The organism is Pseudomonas sp. GW821-FHT10C09, from assembly GCF_059415465.1.
The window spans coordinates 219,607-239,443 of sequence record NZ_JBWKNG010000009.1 but is presented as its reverse complement, the minus strand read 5'-3'; the positions used below and the strand labels follow the sequence as shown (position 1 = coordinate 239,443).

Here is a 19,837-nt window from a genome sequence, read left to right as displayed (position 1 = left end):
ATGTGTTTGCTCGCACGAACATCATCAATCAAATCGGCGTTCTTGTTTCTGTGTTTCCCGGGATTCCGTGAAGAACCCTAAAAAAACCCGCTCCCACAGGATCACAAAGATCCCTGTGGGAGCGAGCCTGCTCGCGAAGAATCCACCGCCGATCTACCTGCACCACCACAACCCCCTGTAGCAGTGAGCCTGCTCGCGATGAATCCAACTCGGTATCTCTGAATCACCACACCCACTGTGGCGAGGGAGCTTGCTCCCGCTCGGCTGCGCAGCAGTCGCAACCCAGCCAACAACGTCTGCCTGACACACCCCGAACTCAGGCTTTAGGGCCGCTTCGCAGCCCAACGGGACGGTGCGGCGTTCCGACAAGCCCCCTCACCACAATGTCAGTCACTCGACTCAAGCCTTTGCCTTAGCCTTCGCCTTCCGCGGCTTCAAATACTTGGTCAGCCCCTGAAACCAGATCACCAACGCCGGATTCCCTTTGATCTGAATCGACTTGTCCTGAATCCCCTGCATAAACGCCAACTGCTTGTTCTTCGCCTGCATCGTGGCAAAGCCATACGCCGCATCTTTAAACGCAATCGCAAACGCCGGCTCGGCATACACACCCGATTTGCTGGTAATCCGCTGGTCCTTCACAAAGAAATGCCGCGCCACCTTCCCGTCCTGGGTCTGTAGCTGAAACACCAATTCCTTGTCACCCAACTGCTGCTGAAACGCAGGATTAGTCCGGCTGGCCTTACCCATCAACAAACCCAGCATCCACAGAAGAAAACGAAATTTCATGCGCACAGCCTCAAAAGGAAAATGAACGGCCGGCGCAGTGTAGCGGCTTCAGACGATAACGACAGCATCGCGATGCGTTAGAAGAAGATGACGCGCTTTTTGACGCTGATGACTACCAAGTCATTGACGAAACGTGTGTGTTTAAAAGCGTGGAAGATTTGGTGTTTCTACGCTCGACGCTATCGGAAGTTTCCTTCAACACGTGGGGGTGTTCGTGAACTAGGCAGCTTTGCGCTCGGCCGATAGTCTTTGTTGGTCGCCGCAAAATCGGTGATACGGACGTGCAAGTCCGCCTCCAGGTACACAATTGCTTATGGCTATTCGTCGAGCGTTTTCCTATGCTCGCGGATCGTTATGGCAGCTGTGCGTCGGAGACCTTCGGGTCTGCCGGTTCCTGGATCGGTCTTGCACACCAACGCACAGCTGCCACCACTTTCGAAGTGCAAAGCGAAACGGTGTCAGTCTCTTAATTCCAGGAGCTACATCAATGATCAAGCCAACACCGAATCCACCAGAACACGAAGACACATCCCCCTACGAATCCCTCGATTCGAAGAAACTCCACGAAGCCGCCGAACGCGCCCTCAACCACCATTTCGCCCCAACGCCCAGCGAGAAGCCCAAGCCGCGTAAAGGCAACCTCTTCACCGTTTCCCCCGACATCGACACCGAAGCCCTCCTGGCCAACGCCTCGGAAGACCTGCTGTCCATCAGCGCCATCGCCGCCAACCTGGCCGACGATGTGGAAGGTACGCTGCGCTCAGTAGCACTGGCGATCAGCAGAATGTCGGATGGGGTTCGGCTGTTGGTGGAGCGAGCGCTGGATCATATTGATTCGTCGAATCCGGCGGTGCATCGGACGAAGGTGTAACGAAACCGCGAATAGAAAAAGGGGACGTTGAGTCCCCTTTCTGCGTTCCTTTGCCAAGCTATCTTAACTAGCGAAAGTCTTCAGCACTTTTAGGCTGCGCTTCTATTCCTTGCCTTGCGGACCGACTTACGAAGGCATAGCTGCTCGCGCCACAGGACTGCCGGAATATAACCTTGTCATCCTTGAGAACTGTCAGATTACTCACGAAGGCTTGGTTAACGAGGTAGGTATAGAGCCCCTTTTTGAACTTGATGATGTCCAGGTTGACGCTACCTTCCGACGCATTCACCACGAAAAACTTGCCCTTGGGAGGTGCACTTTTCTGCGGGAAGAGCATTTCTATTTTTCCCGGAACGCCGTAACGGTACTGAACAGAACCGGCAGCGGGCTTGTTGTTTCCCTGCGCACAAACGGAAACCGTCTTTCCTCCCGTCAATGGACAACTGAAATAAATATCTTCGTCTGCGGAGCACAACGTTTCATTCTGCTCGTCATTCAAGGACGGACTCTTTACCGGAACTTGCTCTTGCAGTTGTGCGCCGGAGACACAATTGGTTAGACAAGCCAACTTCGAAAGATCCGGTTCCTCGCTTCCAACAAACAGGTAAGTCGCGAAACCATCACGGTTACGAGCGTTGTAAACGGGAACACTGACAGTCAACCCTTTGGTGGGCACGGTCACGCCAGAGTCCTGCCCAGAGACAACCAAACCCTCCGCATCACCGCATAACTCCTGCAAAGCGGCATCACTGAACGAATCAACTGAAGGTCGGGCAAACAGCTTGGCATCGGCGCGGCAGTCGTAGCCGTGCCAATACGGCCCCGTACTCGGATTGATATCTATCGAGAAAACATATGCGCCCTCAAGCGCTACTCTTCCACTGTCATAGTCAAAAACCACCCAGCGACGAGACTTCGCTTGGGAGAAATTCTCGTTTTCCAAAATGTACCGATCACCATCGCGATACAGCTCGAAAGAATTCATGGCCCCGACCGACTCTGCCGTGTCGGATAGCTTGTCACCGGAATCGGCATCCACCAGATAGTTGTTAGCATCCAACACCAATGCGCAATTGCTACCGGCTTGCGTGCAGGACTTGAGTGACGGGAACATCGGCTCTGCAACCGCAGGCAAAGAAACCAACAATAACGCCGCCAAGAAAAGTCTTTTCAACATAGCTTCCCTGTTTATGAGTACAGCCCTGACAGAACAATCGGAATCGCTATCTGCTTTCTTAAAGCGAAAAATCCAAAACCGCTTTAAGCCGCCAACATTGCCCACGAACAAACCGATACTCGAGAACATAGTCGGTATCCGGCTTTTGCAGGATCGCCGTGGCGCTATTGCCCTGCTCTTCCTTGACGGTCAACGTCAACCCGTCGGCCTCTCGTTTCACGCGATCCGGAATGAGCGGAAACTTGATCTGGTCGCCGCTGACGCTGCGCTTTTCCATCTCAGGCTCAGGATCTCCCGCCACGGTAGTGCCCAATTTCAGCGGCTGTTGGACGAATGCTTTTTGCACGTCTACTCGCTCGGAAAAGGTTTCAAGAAAAGCGGCAAAATCACTCGAGGGACAAGCAACACTGGCTACTTCGCCGCTATCGGTCGAGTGGCCCGTTGCCGACGGCGCGATCTTGTCTAACTCGACCGAACGCTCCTGACTCATCCGGGTGATGCAGTTATTCACGACCGTCGCATGAGCGGGCCTGTCTGTTTCAATTTCAAAAGCTTCCACGGCGCAGTTCGCGTCCCGCTGCTTGACCCACGCGCGCTGTGCTTCCTTTACCTTTGCCAGATAGGCCGCACCCAACTCCGACTGGCTCTGATACTGAGTTTCGAGCCGCGCCATCAATTGGTGATAGTGGCTGTTCAATTGGGAATCCGCTTCCTTCATCGCCATCTCAGCGCACTGGTCAACTTGCGCACTGATGCTGACTTCTTTGCAATTAACCCCGGCAAACGACTTTGAAATCGACAACAGCCCCAGCAAAAACACGGCAATAGGTTTAATCACGCTCACTTCTTCATTCCTTGAATGACAGATCGCTCAACTGCGCGTTGCGGAATCTTTTGCGCCTTGCCCTCTCCGGACATTAGCGAGGTGTACTGCTTGTAAGCCTGCGCCGCCCGCGCTTTATCATTCACACCCCAGTAACTGTCCGCGAGATTCAGATAGGCAACGGTTCTGGTGGGATTTCGGGCAATAACCGCGTTCAACAGCTCAATGGACTCATCGTAATAGCCGGACTCACCCAATAGAAAACCGACATCGTTAGACCAGGCTGGCGTTTGAGCGAAGTAATACTTTTGCGCGATGTAGCTGTGCGGATAGCAGTGGCCTTCGCCCCCATCCATCAGAAAGTTCGCCATCACCTTCGAAACGGCCTCAATCTGCCCTTTTCGATACAGCGCCAGAGCCTGATCCAACTGGTACGCGATATCCGACATCATCAGTTTTTGGTAGCCCTCGGCCGGTCGCTGAACGTGCAGATCATGCAGCTGATCAAATACCTTGCGCCCATTGAAAGACGCCAACGCCGTTTCACCGATCAAGCTTTTGGGGGTTTCTTCAACACTGACAACGGAGCGATCACAGGCATCGTTGTTCGTTACCTGCAACACGTTTTTCAACTCAAACTGTTTTGAGTTTTTGTTGTAGCGAAAGACCAGATTGAAGTTGTAAACGCCGTTATCTTCTTCGTTGCTGACCAGCACAAGCGCGTCCCCGGCTTCAGCGGAAGGCTGCTTGACTGATACGGTTTCCCCCTGCACATCAACAACCTTAAGGACACCCGCCGGACTATTGATCACATTGACGCTGAAACCTTCACTCATGACCGCCGAGTATTGGCTCTTGATCAACGGCAAAGCCGTGGATGTGTCCAACAGAATGTCATCACTGGCTCCTTGCTCAGGCGAGATCAGCAGTCGGTGATACGCCTCGCCAGCATCCCCGGTTAGCACAAAAACGTTTTGACGGGATGCATCACCCAATAATTTGGCCGGAATCTTCTTGATGACCTGAGGCGCGGCACCCGCACTAGAACAACAAATCACCCACAAGAAAATCGAAAATTTCAATTTATTGACTGTAAATATCTTCACCACTGACAACCCATCTCAGGAGACGGATCCATATTCATATCGTACTGAAACGAATACACCGCTTTAGTTTTATAATTGGTATAGGTCATCCCATAGATACGGGCACCTTGGCTGACCATTTCATAATACCCTGTCACCACGCCGTTAGAGACTTCTACCCAAGTGGTCGTAAATTGAGACGGCCGATCCGGGTCCATTACTTCCTCCTCAGAGCCTCGGTAGGCGAGAGTAATAGCCTCCTTTGACTTGCTGTACTTAACGCTCGCACCGCTCCATTTAGCGACCGAATCGTAATAGCTTCTGAACTCAAATTTGATGCTGTTGCCTCCCAGAGATTGGAAACAATAGATCTCCGTGGAAACCTCGCTGTAAGCTGTCAGCGGGCAGGCGAGTAACAGCGCTAAAAAAAACTTCTTCACAAACACCTCTGACTTCATTCCGTTGAAGGCTTCGCACAACTCAACTCCTTGGTTTCCGGAGGATTATTATTTACTACTTTTTAAATACACCCAAAGAAATAAGCCTTGGCGCATCGAGGCGCTTTTTTATAAAAATAGATTCGCCCCCATATCGCTTAATATCTATTTCACCAAGCAAGTCTTAAATAAATCGGTCCTATTTTCTTTTCTAGTCGATTAACCGTCTATCGATAGGAGAACTTTTTTTAGCTTGGATATATCATCCTCATAAAAATTATTGCACTGAGATACAAAAATAACCTCTTCACTTCTGTCGCGCTCAAGCGTGCTACAAACGAGAATATATCCATCATTGTCCTGCGGCCCCTTATATACAACGACCTTCATATCTAACAGACTCCATCCATTTTGTGCCATTTTTGACCTAGCTGATGCAGGCGCATCAGAAATTTCAATTATCGACTCAGGATCCGGGAGTTTAATCAAACCATTGTATGGCGGATGACTACCAACAGCCAACTTACTTAAAACATTTCCCCTATCACGCCCACGAGCAAAAACAGTAGGAAGACTATCGAAAGCCGTAGCGGTGGAAGACAAACTGGAAGAAACTAGCTTTACTACGTCCACACCATTATCTTTATAGCATTCGGCAATCTCGAAGTCCGCTGGTAAATCATTGAATCCGCATTTTTGTTCTTCAGCAGTAACACCTCCAAAAAACAATGCGGAGCACATCAGACTCAAAATAACACAAGACAATTTAAACTTTCTCATTAAGCACACCCCAAATTTGTTCAAACGCAGCCTTCCTTTCAGTATCATGCAAAGGAACTTTGTTGGGGCTTCCCCTGTTAATGATAGACCCAACCACTTTGCAGTTTTCTGGGGCCGCCCCTTCGTCTGCACGTTTATTTATCTTTTCTCTAGACCAAAAAAATCCAGATGCGTCGCAAGCATTGTAATCGTCCGAAGAGAGAAGTGAGGGATTAGGATCCACTGTAAAATTTTTCCCCCGATACATTTCATAACTTTTGTAATTACGTCTTCCTGTAATTTGCAAAAAACCTCGACCATGAAATCTGAAACCATCGCCAACTGCCCCACCATTCGACGAATTAGCGACTCCGTTATCCATACCAGCAGCCTTTGTTGCTATCTTGCTTGGCCGTGTAGCCATGTAATTTGGTCGATTTATTGTAGGCTTTGGATTCGGTCCAGGGTTAGGAAGCTCAACCGGTCGTTGACCTGATGGCAGATCACGATTCAGGCTTACCGCCCTATCATATTCAGTTCCAGCTTCACTCGGGGTCATAATTTCGTACATCTTTCTGAAGTAGGGCTCCTCACCATTTTCTTCCCGATATTGCCACCAGCCTGTCTCTATTCCAACTTGAGCAAAGAAGTGCCCCACTCTGAGCTTAGAGCTACTGAGCAAATACTTATTCAACATTTTATTCGTTGGAACTCTTAAAGCAGCAGCTCTCTGCTTTCCGACAGACGGGGCCTGCTTCAAAACTCTCATAAGTTCATCACTACTAAACCAACCGCACCTCCTAAAAACCCGAATAAACTCTGCGGGCGGAAAATGCCAATGCTTGCTCTCGATACCAGCCAGGTTTGCCTGTTCCCAGAACGCCAACTCTTTCTGATGAATTTTTATTTTGTCAAATTGATCCTGAGGCATCGGGCCACCATCCGCCACTTTAAGCAACCACCCATAGCGGGTATCGAAATCACTCGAAGTCCACTCACTCGGAAACTTACAAACCAAGCGCTTAATACGTTGCTGTGTTTCCGCTGAGCGCAAGCGGGACATACTCAGTTCATGCTCGTTTGTATAGCGTTCCGAAAGATTCTGTTTTTCTTCCTCTGAAAGAACTGCGTAGCCAGGTGAATTTGCCATGCTCACAGCACCATTTCCAGGCTGAATTGAACCTGAGCTAAACCCCAGCAAGCTCCTGATGAAATCAGACTGGCAATGACTGTCCGTATCCGTATCGTCATCTACAAGGTGCCAACCCTGCCAATGCGGGAAATCCGCATCGCTGAATTTCGTAACGCTGGCTGCGTTCAGATTGACCCAACCAACCTTGCTCTGTTCACCGGCCTTGCCAGGAAACTTGATCTGGCGCCAGTGTGCAGCATCGAGAGGCTGAAGCACGTCTGGACCTAGCACTCTGCCGAAACGCAACAGTTCATAACCAGCGCTTGGGGACTGCGGGTAATATTGCTTGGCTTTGTCGTACAGCTTGTACTCGTATTCAGCCTCCTCGTGCTGCGCGCCTATTTCTACTCCACTAATGTAAAAAGACGTTAGCGTGCATTGGCCTTTTTCAAAGTGCATACGTACGAAGATGCCTTCCTGAAGCTGCGAAGCTACAGCCGGCTCATACCCGTCTATTGTCGCAGGGGTACCTGTGGAAGATGCTGAGCTACCACCTTCTTGGATCGGTGGATTAGAGGGCATCGCTGGGGGACGGTAAACTACCGGGCCGTTGTTCAGCGGTTGGCGACGATCAGGAGGAGCGGCGCCGTAAAAAAGAACCTCAGGGGGGACAAAAAAATACATATCGCCCCAACAGCTGTCCGTCCGCCCGTTATTGGACTGGTAGCTAAGGTCCCGAGTCGCTCTACCCGTCAGGTTGGCTATCTGGCTCGGATCCGCAATGATCTCGAAATGGATTCGCCCCTCTTTACCGTAGATGCTGCCCGCTTCGCCAATAGCGTCTTTTCGGAGGACAGTTGCTCCTATTTGTAGCGGGGTCAAATTGATCTTCGACAGGTGCATGTAGATTGAATAGAAAACGACTTTCGACTGAGCTCCCTCGCCAACCTCTGTTTCGTGGCGTAGAACGATACAACCGTTGTCGGTCCAGCCACCCCGAAAGTTAAGCGCATGATCCGGCGCGGGATTCACGGGGGCAGGACTGCGAAAATACGCCAGTGTCCCATCGGAGATAGCGCGAACGGGAATAGCTTTCCCTCCCTCTTGAGGAGCAGTGAGATGCATACCACCGTGCCAATTAAGATCAAAACTAAGTGGATAACCACCGTCACCAGGAACACCACCAACCATGGCGCGCGCCAGATAAGCATCGTCGGTTTCTCCCGCAACTGGAGCAGGAATAAAGGGAGGGCTAATGATCATTTTGAAAATTCCTTGTCCATGTTGGCGCTTGTTATTCCGTTCATAACGAGAAAGGGTAATCGACTGTAGGTTTGAGTTTCTCCTGCGGAGCATTCCCCAACGCCTGATCCATCAAACTCCCCGCCTTATCCTTATCCGCAGCCCCCGGCAGTACCGGCGGTTTAATCCCAATCCCCGTCCCATTCCCCGCCGACCCACCCGCATTGATCTTCACCACCGGCCCAACCACCGTCACCCCACCGGCATCCAGCTTGATAAAGCTCCCTCCCCCCAAAATGGTGAGTTCGCTGCCAGCCTCGATAACAATCTTCGCCCCCGCCTTCACATGAATCTCTTTCCCAACGCTAGTCAGCTGCGCAGTCCCCAACTTCACATGCTGGTTCTGCCCAATCGTCAGGTGATCATCCAGCCGCGTTTCAACCTTACGATCCGCAATCGTGGTGCGATGCTCTTCAGCCTTAAGCTCGGTGTAGGTGTTCTTCACCACCGTGTCGTGGCGCTCATTTCCCACGCGAATCTTCTGATCGTGCTCAATGTTTTCATCCCAATCCCGCTGGGCATGAATAAAGATCTGCTCGGCACCTTTCTTGTCTTCAATGCGCAGTTCATTAAACCCACCGCCCCCCGGTGAACTGAGGGTTTTGAACACGCTGCGAGTCTTGTTCGCCGGCAGGTCGTAGGGAACGAGGTTTTCCTTGTGGTACAGGCACCCAGTCACCAACGGCTGATCGGGATCGCCTTCGAGAAAGGTGACGAGCACTTCCATGCCAATCCGCGGAATGGCGATGGCGCCGTAGCGGTCGCCGGCCCAAGAGCTGGAGACGCGCATCCAGCAGCTGGTTTTGTCATCAGCCAACCCTTCGCGGTCCCAGTGGAATTGCACTTTGATGCGACCGTACTGGTCGCAGTGGATTTCTTCGCCTTTAGGCCCGGTGACCATGGCGGTCTGGCTGCCGAGGACGCGGGGTTTCGGATGTTCCAGCGCCGGGCGATAGAACACGTCCCACGGGGTGGCGAGGAAGCGGTTGCGGTAGCCCTGGTGGAAGTCGTCTTTATTGTCGGTGGTGTCGCTGGTCACGGACTCTTCGAGGACTTGCGGTTGTTTGCCTTCGTGAAAGATTTCGGTGAGCAGCCAGAGGTCGTTCCACTCGGTGCGCGGGTGGTCGGACATTTCCAGGAAGTGGCCGCTGACGAGGGTGGTCTGATCGCTTTTGCCTTCGGCCTGGCGGTAGTCGGCGCGGTGGCGTTCGAGGGCGCGCTGGCTGAGGAATTTGCCGCGCGCGCGGTCGATGAAGCGGCCGGGGTAGTCGTAGTCTTCGAGGTCTGGCTCGGTGCTCGCGCCGTCGGGTTTGTACGCGGCTTCAAGTTGCAGGCGTGGTTTTTCGAAGTCGTAGTCGCGGCGGGTGGTGCGGCTGGTGCGGGTTTCCAAGCGCAGTTTGAAGCCCTTGATCACCGGCTCGTCGGCAACCATGCCGCTGCCTTGCACGTACGCCGTTGGCTGCCCGAGTTTCGGGAACACGGTCTGGTCGTCGCCGAACATCAGCAGGTGGGCTTTTGCGCTGTGCTGGAAGTGGTAGTGAATGCCTTCTTCTTCGCACAACCGCTGGACGAAGTGCAGGTCGGTTTCGTCGTACTGCACGCAGTAGTCGCGGTCCGGGCACGGCTGGCTGAGCTGGAAGCGGTAGGCGTTGCCCTTGATGCCGTGTTCTTCGAGGATCAGCGCGATGATTTTCGGCGCCGACATCTGCTGGTAGATGCGCTGATTGGTGCGGTGATGCAGGTATTGCAGGTGCGGCACCAGGGAGATTTTGTAGCGGGTCAGGCGCTTACCGGCGTCACCTTGGGCGACGCGGTAGATCTGGCCGTGGATGCCAGAGCCTTGTGGATCGAACGCCAAAAAAGCCTGCTTGTGCAGGAGTTTTTCCAGGTCCAGATCGGGGTTTTCGCTGACCAGTTCCAGCTCGAAGCGATACGGCTGGCTGATGCCCTCGGTGCCGGTGAACGACAGCACTTGCAGGTCGCCTGCATAGTCTTCAACGGTCAGGCTGAAATGCGTTTCGTTAGACGGGTTGAACATTGCTTGCTCCCTGTTCGGTGGTCATCCGTTACGCCCCAAATCGCAGGCGTTGCAGCAAAGACAAAGTGGCGCCCAGGGCGTCACGCAATTGGGCGGCGGTGATGGTGCGCTTGGCGGCATCGAAAGCCAGCGCCGTTCGCAGGGCTGGCCAGCAGTGTTTGGGCAGGTTGCGCGGCGGGTGCAGCTCGCGTTCGAGCTGGCCGTCGCGGGCCTCGGTCGAGGGCAAGCGGCGGAACGGGTGTTTGCCGCCGGCCAGTTCGTAGAGCACGCAGGCCACGCCATACACGTCGGCACTGGCGGTCAGCGGCTGGCCTTCGAGCAGTTCCGGGGCGGCGTAGCCGGGGGTCCAGGCGTTGAAGCGGTCGCGGCTCAGGTGCGGCAGGCCGGGGAGGATGCCTTCCACAGCCTGGCCGAGGCCGAAGTCGAACAGGCGCACGCCTTCTTCGCTGAGCATCACGTTGCTCGGTTTCATGTCGCCGTGCAGCACGCCGCGCGAGTGGGCGTAGGCCAGCGCGTCGAGCAGCGGCAGCGCGATGTCTCGCAGTTCTTTCCACGGCAGGCCCAGGGGCCGCTCGCAGAGTAATTTGTCCAGGGTCAGCCCACGCATGAGTTCCATGGTGATGAAGGCGCGCTGGCAGTCGGTGTCCACGTCAAAGCTGTGTAAACGCAGCACGTTGTCGTGGCGCAGGCGCCGGGTCAGGGCGAACTCGCTGTAGAGCAAGGCGCTGGCATCCGGCGATTCGGCAAATTCTTCGCTGAGGATTTTCAGCGCAATGTAAGGGTCGGGATCGCCGAACTGTTCGCTCAGCAAATCCCGTGCGCGGTAAACCGCGCCCATGCCGCCGGCACCGAGCAGGCGCTCGATGCGGTAACGGCCCGCGAGTACGTCCGGCATTTCGCCAATGCTGGCCTTGGTCGGCGCCAGCGCGGGCTCAGCTTTATGCGGCTTGGCGAACGCGAAATAAGTCAGGTCGCTGACTTCTTCGTCGCTCACCAGCAGGTCGTCGAGCGGCGGCATGAGTTGGGTCATTGGCGGATCACCACGGCAGTCAGGTTGTCCCGCGCCGAGCCACGCAGGGCGCCATCGAACAGACGCTCCAGCGCAACGTGCGGCGCGGTCAGGCTCAGGGCGTTGCCCAAGGCATCGCTGCTGAGCCCGTTGTACAAACCATCGCTGCACAACAGAAACGCATCGCCGGGATAGACCTCGAGTTCGAGCACGTCCAGGGTCAACTGCTCGGCCGCCCCGACCGCACGGGTCAGGGCATGGGCGGCAGGATGAGCCTTGGCGTCTTCGATGCTCATGTTTTGCTCGTCGATGAGTTGCTGTTGCAGCGAATGGTCCTTGGACAGTTGATACAAACGCTGGCCGCGCCACAGGTAGCAACGGCTGTCGCCGGCCCAGATACAGGCCGCGCGATTGCCGTCCACCAGCAGCGCCACCACGGTGCTGCCCATGATGCTGTCGTGGCGCCCGGCGGTGACGGTCAACTCCTGGCCCAAGCGGCGGTTCAACCAGTGCAGGCACTGGCGAATGCCTTTGAGGCGTTCGTCGAAATCATCCTGCACCGGCAATTCCGCCAGGCTGGCGACGATCAACTGGCTGGCGATGTCGCCACCCTGATGACCGCCCATGCCGTCCGCGACCACCCACAGCCCCTGCTGTGGACAGTCGAGAAAGGCGTCTTCGTTGCGCGCCCGAACCTTGCCGGCGTCGGTACGCGCAGCGCTGCGCCAGGGACTGGCAACCAGCATCAGAGCTGCACCGGCATACGGAAGGTGCGCAGCACGCCCATGTCGAACGGGTTCGGCGTGCGTTGGCTGCTGAGCAGGTAATTGGCGCGCAGGCCACCGACGTCAGCCTTCAATACCAGCACGTCGCGACCACTCAGGTACTCGGTCTGCATCAGGTCGAACAGACGGAACAGCGACCATGGGCCAGTGTTCTTTTCGATACCGATCGGGCGGCCGGCCATTTTGTCGAGGACCAGGCTGGTGCGACCGTCTTCAGCGTCGGTCGGCCATTTGAACGACACCGGCACAATCGGGCCATGGCGGTACTCGATGGTCTTGTCGCCGAACTTGAACTCGGAACGGCTGACGGCCGGGTCGAGGGTGTACGGCTCCAGTTTGAACTGCACTTGCGGCTCGGCCGGGTTGATCGAGAAGAAGCTCTGGCGAATCACTTGTGCCGCGGCCATCTGGTCGAGGTAGACCTTGGAGATCGGCAGGCTGTGACCGTCGATGACACGCAGACGGAAGTTGCCCGGATCACCGCTCACGAACGGACGCATGTAGGTGTCGAAGAAGCGGTCGTTGATGCCCTGGGCCTTGAAGAACTCGCGGAAGTCGCTGATCGCCACGTCGCTGGTGCTGTGGGCGCTGAACGGATAACGCTTGTTGATCGCCTTGCCATAGAAGCTGTACAGCTCGCTCTGATAACGCTGGTTCAGGTACTGGTAGGAATCGTTGAGCACCAGGCGCCAGGTGTCTTCGGCCAGCACGTTGAACCACACGCTGACCGGACGCGGCACGCGGTTGGAGGCATTGCGCAGGGCGCTCAGCGCATCACGCTGGCCGCTCATGCGGGTCTTGGCCATTTCGAACGCGGCCTGCTCTGGAGAACTGGCGCGCGCCAGGCTCGCCAGCTGCATTTGCAGGTCGTTGAGCGCCGTCAGGGCCGGGGTCAAATCAGCGGCTGGGCCGTTGTTGTCATCCAGCAAACGGTGCAGCGGTTCGAAGCGACGTTGCAGGGATTTCTTCGCGGTGTCTGGCAGGTTCTTGGTCATATCCGCAGCTTTATCCGCCGCAGCTGCCGCGAGTTTGCCGAGCTTGCCGCCCTTCTCTGCCAGTTTTCCGGCTGCATCGGCAGCGTCTTCAGCGTTGTCGGCGGCCGCCGGGAAGCGCGTGTTCTCGCGCACTTCCACCAGCAGTTGCAGCACCGGCGAGTTGGCCGAGGTCAGGCCCGCCAGTTGCTCGGCGCCTTCACTGAAGTCGCTGATCGGTGGCAACGCTACCTGGCCGACCGCTTCACTCCAGAAGTTGGCGTAGTCGCGGAAGTACAGTTGCTCCAGTTCGACCATCAGGCGACGCAAGTCCATGCCGCTGATGCCCGAGCCTTCGCCCAGCACCCAGTTGTCACGCAGGATATCGGTGACCAGTGCACTGCCCTGAACCGAAAAATACTGCTGATAACCCTGCTGGGTGTAGAAGCCCGGGATCACGTAATCGGTGCCGACAAACAGCGAACCCTGTGGGCCCAAATGTTGGCTGAGACGGTATTCCGGCAGGTTGCGGGCCTGCTCGCGCAGCATCCGGTAAACCACGTTGGCCAGCGATTCGCTGCGCAGGACCTGACGGGCCTGAGCCACCAATTGGTCGTTCAGCGGATAGATAAACGGCTGCTGCAGCAAACGCTCGAAGTGCGTGTTCAAGCCGTTCTGCACGGCGGTGTTGCCGGCATAACGCTGGGACCATTCGGTGGCGACCCAATCCTTGAGCCACGGGCCGTCGCGACGGTCTTTCATGTTCAGCATCAGGTACGCGCGCAGGCTGTTGAGCAGGCGTTCGCGGTCGTGCATGTTGGCGCGGATCTGCCCTTCCAGCAGCGTCGCGACCTTCGGCAGCAGTTGCGCTTCAAGCTCATGCTCGTAGGCGTTCCTGACCACTGGATTGACGTCTTCGCCCTGATACAGACCGCCACGTTCGTGGTAACTCACGTCACCTTTTTTCGGGAAGACCTGAGTCGCCGCGTAGGCCGTGTCGAGCGGCTTGAGCACCGCCATGGAATCATCACGCGCGGTCAGGGCTGAGCGCTGCTGCGTCCAGTTAGTCGCGAGGTTACGCAGGTTTTCCAGACGCTCGTAGTTGGCGGAGAAACCGCCCGCCCACAACATGCCGAACAACGCCAATGCCGCCAGCGCGCCCACATACAGCGCACGTTGGCCCCAATGGATGCGGCTGCGTTCGCGCTTGTCCAGACCGGCCAGATCGGCCTCGGGGAAAATCACCCGGCTGAGCAAGTGGTGAATGAACCGTGAACGGCCGCTGCGCAACGTCGGCAGCACGCCCGCGTTGATGCCCAGATTGGCGCCGATGCCGGCGGTGGTCTGGTCCATTTCCTGGGTCAGGTGCGGTGCGCTGGTCAGGTAGAAACCGCGCAACTGGCTGACACGCTGGTAGCGGTTGCCGGTGAACGCCATGTCGACGAACAGGCACAGGCGCTCGCCGATCTGCCCCAGCTGATGCGGGAAGTCGAGGATGCGGCCACGGCGCTGGGTGTCACGCTCCTGGTGCATGCGCATGATCACTTGGCTGTTGAGGCGACGCAGCAGCTCTTCGAACTCGGTGCGCAGCACGGTCACATCGGTGCCGCTCTGCTCTTTGCGGAAGCTCGTGCCGAGCACCTGATCGCTTTCTTCGCGGGTCAGTTGATCGAAGAACTCGTCGAAACCGAGCAGCTTGTCGGCCTTGCTCAGTACCAGGTAAACCGGCACGTCGACGTGGAGTTTTTGATGCACGTCCTGCAAGCGCGCACGCACCTGGCGGGCCAGGGTCTCGAGGTCTTTCTCGTCAGGGCACAGCAGGGTTTCCACCGGAATGGTCACCAGCACACCGTTCAATGGACGGTTGCGGCGACGCTTGCGCAGCAGGTCGAGCAAGGTGCTCCAGGCGCTGCCGTCGACTTCGCCATCCGCCTGGGTCAGGTAACGTCCGGCGGTGTCGATCAGTACACCGTGGTCGGCAAAGTACCAGTCGCAATGACGGGTGCCTTGGGTGTCGCGGGTCAGTTTGCGGTCGATCTTGTTGATCGGAAACTCAAGGCCCGAGAAATCCAGCAGGCTGGTCTTGCCGCTGCCCTGTGGGCCGATCAGCAAATACCACGGCAAATCACTGCGCCAGCGTTCGCTGCGGCCGCGATACAGGCTCGACGTCTTGAGGGTTTTCAGGGCGTCCTTGAAACGCACCTTCAACTCTTTCTGTTCTTCGTCGATCAGCTCTTCGCGGCGGATGCGATCCTGGCCGTCTTCGGTGTCTTCGACGGCTTTTTTACGCACACCGGCGCGCCAGCTGACGAAGACCATGGTCAGGCCCCAGATCAGGAACAGCACGCTGATGGTCAGCAAGCGGGAGGTCGAACCTTCCCAGAACTTGTAGTCATCCACCGCCAGCAGCGGCCCGACGAACCACACCAGCAGCGCGACAAACAGCACCACCAGCAAGGTCCAGACCCAGGTCTTGCGCAAGAATGCGCCGACTTTCTTGAAAAACTTTTTCATGACACGTCCCTGTTTACGGCTGCGACTGCGGCTGGACCGCGGCCGGATCTAGCGGCTGGAAAGGTTGCAGAACGGTGTCGCGCTGCTCGCCGAGCACCCAGGCGAAACCGGAATACATCACCACCAGGCAGACGACGGTGAAGAGCACCACCATCCACGCCGGCACGATGCGCACCAGGCTGCGGCGCTGATCGTTCAGGCCTTCCCAGTGCGGCGACAGCTCACGTGGCACGTCGCCACGCAGTTGGCGGATCTGCCGGTACAAGGCGTCGCGGATGCCTTCGAGTTCGAGCATGCCGCGTGCTTGCACGCGGTACTTGCCTTCGAAACCGAGGGACAGGCACAGGTACATCAGTTCCAGCATCGGCAGGTGCTTGACCGGGTTTTTCGACAGGCGATCCAGCAGCTGGAAGAATTTCTCGCCACCGAAGGTTTCGTTGTGGAAGCTGCTGAGCAGGCTCATCTGCGACCACTCGCTTTCGTTGCCCCACGGCGTGGTCACGACGGCTTCGTCGACCACGGTGCACAGCACGTAACGCGCGGCCATCACCTGACTGCTTTCGGCACCGTTGTGCAGTGCGCGCACTTCAAACAGCTTGAGCCCGGCGGTCAGTCGCTCGTTGAGCGCATACATGTCTTCGCGGGTGTCGCTGTGCTTGAGTCGCACCACTTCCGAGAGCAGCTCGGAGGCGGCGGCCACCAGCGAATTGAGGCTGATGTTGAACGCTTCCGCCGGGCGCAGGCGCGCGGCGTAGATCATGCGTTCTTCGAGCTGTTCGAAACGCGGCGGTGCAGCGAAATCGGTCAGCGGACTTTGCGCCGGGCCGTGGCCCTGGCGGTCGAGCAAGACGGTTTTATCGTCCTGATGGTGTTCCATGTCCTTAATCATTTCAGTCAGTTCCTGATGGCCCAGAATTTCAGTTCGAGCTCGGCAAATTCACCGGAAACGTGGAACGCGAAGCCGCCGGAGCGCTCCAGGTCTGCCAGGTCTCCCGAACTGAGTTCGAGGATGAAATAGGTTTTGTTGGAGTGGAACGCGATCTGCCGCGGGGCCACCGGCAACGGTTTGACCTTGATGCCCGGCAGGTGCAGGTTGACCAGTTGGCGGATGCGCTCGACCGGGCCGACCTTGAGGTGCGCTGGCAAGCGGTGGCGCAGTTCTTCGGAGTCGCAGTTGGCACTGGCCGCCAGCACGAACGACGCCGAGCCCAGCAGTTTGTGGTCGTGCAACGGCGAGACGATGATCCCGTACTGACGCTCCTGCAGGATCAGTTCGATGGCGTGTTGTTCCAGCACCATCGACAGCACCTGACGGATCGCTTCCATCAGCTTGCGAAAGCTCGCGCCCTGATCGCTGTGCTGGTAACGGCTGTCCAGGCGCGGGCGTTTGCTGTCGCTGGAGAAGGTCGCCAGTTCACCGAGCATGGTCAGCAGCGTGCGGTACAACTCTTCCGGGTGAACCTGCTCAAGTCCCAGATAGTGACGCAGCAGCATTTCGGTGCGGTTGATCAGTTGCAGCATCATGAAGTCACCGACTTCCGCGCCACCGACCTTGCCGTTGGAGCGGATTCGGTCGGCGATGGTGTCGCCGCGGTGACCGAGCATGCTGATCACTTCTTTGAGGCAAGACAGCAGGTAGCTGGAGGAATGCGCCTGGATGTAGGTCGGCACGAAATCCGGGTCGAGGCTGATCACGCCGTCGGGCGTGGTGTCGAGCACGTCGCAGATCTTCAGCTTCACGTAGGCCTGATCGCTTTGCTGTTCGCCGAGCAGCAATTTGAAGTCCGGGCGACCGCAGCGCACCTGGCTCGCGGAATCATCACCGGCGTTGGAATCGGCGACTTCGGCTTCGTACGCGGTGTAGCGCGCCAGCACGTCGGATTGCTCCGGACGGCGCGCCTCGATGTGGTTACCGGTGACCAGCGGCAGCGCCAGGTAGATCGGCGTGTTGCCGGTGTTCGGCGGTACGTCCAGCGCCAGCGGTTCGGTGTTGCCACCGAGTTCGAACAGGCTGCCGTCCGGCAGAATCCCCGAGGCCTGGCTGACCACCAGTTTGCCCATGTTGAGGAACTGCAAATCGATGTCCAGATTGAGGAAGCCCCAGGTATAACCACCCAACAACTGGGTGCGGGTCTTCATCTGGTGATCGTAGTAGCGATCGTTGTGCTGGAAGTGCTGCGGACGCAGCAGCATGCCTTCCTGCCAAATGACTTTATGGGTATTCATGATCAGTCATCCGCCTTGGCGAGCGTTTCGAGGCTGTTGCGGATACCGGCCTGATCGAGCGTCAGGTCAGCGTCGGTGACTTCCACCGGGGTGATTTGCACGGTGTAGCGCCATTTGGTTTCCGGCAGGTCGCGGTAGGCGGCGAGCACGCCAACGTAGCGGCTGCCCTCCTCCACGCTGAGTTTCAACTCAACGGTTTCGCCGGGGCGCAGTTCGAGTTCTTCGCTGGCCACCAGGTCTGGGGCCAGGGATTCCTTGGCGCGTTCATACAGGCTGAAGAAGTCGGCGTTTTCAAAGGTCACCGGGTGCTTGAGCTCGAACAGGCGCACGACAATCGGCGACGGACGCCCGTTGAGGTCCGGGTTCAACTGATCGCTGGCGGTCAGTTTCAGGTTGAGCTTGGTGACTGTCGAATACGGCGACAGCGACGAGCAGCCGGCCAACAGCACCAGGGCCATGAGCGCCGTCAGCGTCTTGAAAAAAGCGGTCGAGCAGCGAGACATGCGCATCATCCTTGGTGGTCGGTGTGTAGGGTGGAAATCAGGCGGATCTGCTCTTCGTAGGCCTGAGCGAAGTCACGGGCCAGCAGGCGTTCGCTCCAGTCATCGTCCTGACGCAGGGCCTGGTGATAACGACCGTAGGCTCTCCAGCGACTGCCGGAAGTGGCGAGCAACGGCTTGTTGTCGCGCTCGAAACGCAGGGTCAATTGCTGCGGCGAGAAGTGCTCCAGCGTGCCGCGAACAGCGGCGCGGCTGGCGGTGAGCAGCGCGACTTGATGCGCCTGCAAATCGCGGAACGCGCGGGAGATCGCTTGCTCGGCCGGCAACTGGCCCGGCTTGTTCGGCTGCAACAAAATGCCCAGCGCTTCCCCGGCATCGACGGCGAATTTCAGCGGGTTCTTTTGCGAGCCTTGCACGGTGGTCTGGGCCAGCCGCAGTTCGTTTTTCAGTTCGCTGCGGGTGCGCAGGCTCTGCTGCAAACCGCCGACGCTTTGCTTGAGCAAGCGTGCCGCGTTCAGCGCCAGGGCTTCGCGGGCGTCGTGGTCGAGGCCTTTGAGGTCCACGCCCAGCGCGGCGCCGAAATGCTCCCAGAAGCCTTCGCTCTGACGTTCGACCGCTTTCGGCGCTGGGGCCGGAGCAGGTTCGACCGGGGCGTTGATCAGCTCCGGGACCATCAGGCTTTCCATGTCGATACGCGCATAGTCGGCGCGCTGACGGCTGTCTTCGATCGTGGTGCTCGGGGAGATCAATTGCTCGATTTCCGAATACACGCGTTCTTGCTGATCCAGTGCATTGAGCGGGTCGAGATCGAGGAACGCGTCATCCGGAATGATGCTGCCTGCCGCTTGCGGACGGCCGACTTCGACGTCGAAGGTCGCCGGGTCACGCACCAGCCGCGCGCGGATCTCGAAATCACCCAGCACATAGACGCTGCCGTGCTCGATGCGCATGGCTTCGCCCTTGCGCAGGCGTGCGCCGCTTTCGCTGTTCTGGATACCGTTGCTGCTGGTATCGGTCAGGAAAAACGTGCCTTCGCGGTAGCTGATCAACGCGTGGTGGTTGGACAGGTGGCGCTTGCGATCCGGAATGATCCAGTCGCAATCCTCGCCCCGGCCGATGACGCCACCGGCCTGTTTAAAGGTCTTTTGGCACAAGTCCGTGGGCACGAATTGCTTGGTGTTGAGCATTTCGAAAACCAGTTCCATGGTGATACTCCTTGCGGTCACTTGCCGCGATTGACCGCCTGCGGATCACCCAATGGGCGATAGGTGTTGTCGTTGTATTTGTAATTGCCGCTACAGCCGCCGAGGCCGCATAGAACGACGAGGGTCAGCAGGACGGCTTGCCAGTGACGAACAGGCATCAGAGGGTCTCCAGGGATAGACAAAGCACAAAGCGCCGGCCCGATTGGGCGGCGCT

General features: G+C 57.1%; 17 protein-coding genes. 1 reads left to right on the top strand and 16 read right to left on the bottom strand.

What is annotated here, in order from left to right; genetic code table 11:
* Positions 1–399: 399 nt before the first annotated feature.
* Positions 400–789: a helicase gene (locus tag AC07N8_RS11870; RefSeq protein WP_483841655.1), complete on the bottom strand. Its 390-nt coding sequence runs from the start codon at positions 787–789 to the stop codon at positions 400–402.
* Positions 790–1,276: 487 nt separating this feature from the next.
* Between AC07N8_RS11870 and AC07N8_RS11865 the strand changes: the two genes are divergently transcribed.
* Complete coding sequence (locus AC07N8_RS11865; RefSeq protein ID WP_493143494.1) at positions 1,277–1,660, top strand: DUF6124 family protein; 384 nt, start codon at positions 1,277–1,279, stop codon at positions 1,658–1,660.
* Between the two features lie 67 nt (positions 1,661–1,727).
* Here the strand turns inward: AC07N8_RS11865 and AC07N8_RS11860 are convergent, their stop codons facing one another.
* The 15 genes from AC07N8_RS11860 to AC07N8_RS11790 form a co-directional block, all read right to left on the bottom strand.
* The gene (locus AC07N8_RS11860; RefSeq protein WP_493143495.1) at positions 1,728–2,966 is read right to left on the bottom strand and encodes a hypothetical protein; all 1,239 of its coding nucleotides are present in this window, start codon (positions 2,964–2,966) and stop codon (positions 1,728–1,730) included.
* Positions 2,896–3,681, bottom strand: a complete 786-nt coding sequence (locus tag AC07N8_RS11855; protein WP_493143497.1) for a lysozyme inhibitor LprI family protein — start codon at positions 3,679–3,681, stop codon at positions 2,896–2,898. The genes AC07N8_RS11860 and AC07N8_RS11855 overlap by 71 nt, the downstream gene beginning before the upstream one ends.
* On the bottom strand, positions 3,678–4,766 hold the full coding sequence (locus AC07N8_RS11850) for a tetratricopeptide repeat protein (protein WP_483841651.1): 1,089 nt from the start codon (positions 4,764–4,766) through the stop codon (positions 3,678–3,680). Before AC07N8_RS11850 ends, AC07N8_RS11855 begins: the two co-directional genes overlap by 4 nt.
* Positions 4,763–5,224 carry a hypothetical protein gene (locus AC07N8_RS11845; RefSeq protein WP_483841650.1) on the bottom strand — a complete coding sequence of 154 codons (462 nt, stop codon included), beginning with the start codon at positions 5,222–5,224 and terminating at the stop codon, positions 4,763–4,765. Before AC07N8_RS11845 ends, AC07N8_RS11850 begins: the two co-directional genes overlap by 4 nt.
* Before the next feature lie 177 nt (positions 5,225–5,401).
* Entirely contained in the window at positions 5,402–5,962 is a 561-nt protein-coding gene (locus AC07N8_RS11840; protein ID WP_483841649.1) for a hypothetical protein, read from the bottom strand.
* Complete coding sequence (locus AC07N8_RS11835; protein WP_493143500.1) at positions 5,949–8,336, bottom strand: hypothetical protein; 2,388 nt, start codon at positions 8,334–8,336, stop codon at positions 5,949–5,951. The genes AC07N8_RS11840 and AC07N8_RS11835 overlap by 14 nt, the downstream gene beginning before the upstream one ends.
* A gap of 40 nt (positions 8,337–8,376) precedes the next feature.
* A complete protein-coding gene (locus AC07N8_RS11830) occupies positions 8,377–10,413 on the bottom strand; it encodes a type VI secretion system Vgr family protein (protein ID WP_493143501.1) in 2,037 nt (678 codons plus the stop codon).
* Between the two features lie 28 nt (positions 10,414–10,441).
* On the bottom strand, positions 10,442–11,443 hold the full coding sequence (locus tag AC07N8_RS11825; protein ID WP_493143503.1) for a serine/threonine-protein kinase: 1,002 nt from the start codon (positions 11,441–11,443) through the stop codon (positions 10,442–10,444).
* Complete coding sequence (locus AC07N8_RS11820) at positions 11,440–12,168, bottom strand: PP2C family protein-serine/threonine phosphatase (protein WP_123433131.1); 729 nt, start codon at positions 12,166–12,168, stop codon at positions 11,440–11,442. The genes AC07N8_RS11825 and AC07N8_RS11820 overlap by 4 nt, the downstream gene beginning before the upstream one ends.
* A complete protein-coding gene (gene tssM / locus AC07N8_RS11815; RefSeq protein ID WP_493143505.1) occupies positions 12,168–15,692 on the bottom strand; it encodes a type VI secretion system membrane subunit TssM in 3,525 nt (1,174 codons plus the stop codon). Before tssM ends, AC07N8_RS11820 begins: the two co-directional genes overlap by 1 nt.
* A gap of 13 nt (positions 15,693–15,705) precedes the next feature.
* Positions 15,706–16,581, bottom strand: a complete 876-nt coding sequence (icmH, locus tag AC07N8_RS11810) for a type IVB secretion system protein IcmH/DotU (protein ID WP_123433133.1) — start codon at positions 16,579–16,581, stop codon at positions 15,706–15,708.
* Positions 16,582–16,586: 5 nt separating this feature from the next.
* Entirely contained in the window at positions 16,587–17,918 is a 1,332-nt protein-coding gene (gene tssK, locus AC07N8_RS11805) for a type VI secretion system baseplate subunit TssK (RefSeq protein WP_483841644.1), read from the bottom strand.
* Between the two features lie 2 nt (positions 17,919–17,920).
* Entirely contained in the window at positions 17,921–18,421 is a 501-nt protein-coding gene (gene tssJ, locus AC07N8_RS11800; RefSeq protein ID WP_493143508.1) for a type VI secretion system lipoprotein TssJ, read from the bottom strand.
* Between the two features lie 5 nt (positions 18,422–18,426).
* Positions 18,427–19,623 carry a type VI secretion system-associated FHA domain protein TagH gene (gene tagH, locus AC07N8_RS11795; protein ID WP_123433136.1) on the bottom strand — a complete coding sequence of 399 codons (1,197 nt, stop codon included), beginning with the start codon at positions 19,621–19,623 and terminating at the stop codon, positions 18,427–18,429.
* Positions 19,624–19,640: 17 nt separating this feature from the next.
* Entirely contained in the window at positions 19,641–19,781 is a 141-nt protein-coding gene (locus AC07N8_RS11790) for a hypothetical protein (protein WP_007894589.1), read from the bottom strand.
* Between the last annotated feature and the right edge of the window lie 56 nt (positions 19,782–19,837).

Excerpts from the sequence above, each read along its gene's own strand:
- AC07N8_RS11865 (WP_493143494.1), top strand. The coding sequence starts at position 1,277 with ATGATCAAGCCAACACCGAATCCACCAGAACACGAAGACACATCCCCC.
- tagH (WP_123433136.1), bottom strand. The coding sequence starts at position 19,623 with ATGGAACTGGTTTTCGAAATGCTCAACACCAAGCAATTCGTGCCCACG.
- AC07N8_RS11820 (WP_123433131.1), bottom strand. The coding sequence starts at position 12,168 with ATGCTGGTTGCCAGTCCCTGGCGCAGCGCTGCGCGTACCGACGCCGGC.
- AC07N8_RS11870 (WP_483841655.1), bottom strand. The coding sequence starts at position 789 with ATGAAATTTCGTTTTCTTCTGTGGATGCTGGGTTTGTTGATGGGTAAG.
- AC07N8_RS11790 (WP_007894589.1), bottom strand. The coding sequence starts at position 19,781 with ATGCCTGTTCGTCACTGGCAAGCCGTCCTGCTGACCCTCGTCGTTCTA.
- tssM (WP_493143505.1), bottom strand. The coding sequence starts at position 15,692 with ATGAAAAAGTTTTTCAAGAAAGTCGGCGCATTCTTGCGCAAGACCTGG.
- AC07N8_RS11840 (WP_483841649.1), bottom strand. The coding sequence starts at position 5,962 with ATGAGAAAGTTTAAATTGTCTTGTGTTATTTTGAGTCTGATGTGCTCC.
- tssJ (WP_493143508.1), bottom strand. The coding sequence starts at position 18,421 with ATGTCTCGCTGCTCGACCGCTTTTTTCAAGACGCTGACGGCGCTCATG.
- AC07N8_RS11860 (WP_493143495.1), bottom strand. The coding sequence starts at position 2,966 with ATGTTCTCGAGTATCGGTTTGTTCGTGGGCAATGTTGGCGGCTTAAAG.
- AC07N8_RS11835 (WP_493143500.1), bottom strand. The coding sequence starts at position 8,336 with ATGATCATTAGCCCTCCCTTTATTCCTGCTCCAGTTGCGGGAGAAACC.
- icmH (WP_123433133.1), bottom strand. The coding sequence starts at position 16,581 with ATGATTAAGGACATGGAACACCATCAGGACGATAAAACCGTCTTGCTC.
- AC07N8_RS11825 (WP_493143503.1), bottom strand. The coding sequence starts at position 11,443 with ATGACCCAACTCATGCCGCCGCTCGACGACCTGCTGGTGAGCGACGAA.
- AC07N8_RS11830 (WP_493143501.1), bottom strand. The coding sequence starts at position 10,413 with ATGTTCAACCCGTCTAACGAAACGCATTTCAGCCTGACCGTTGAAGAC.
- tssK (WP_483841644.1), bottom strand. The coding sequence starts at position 17,918 with ATGAATACCCATAAAGTCATTTGGCAGGAAGGCATGCTGCTGCGTCCG.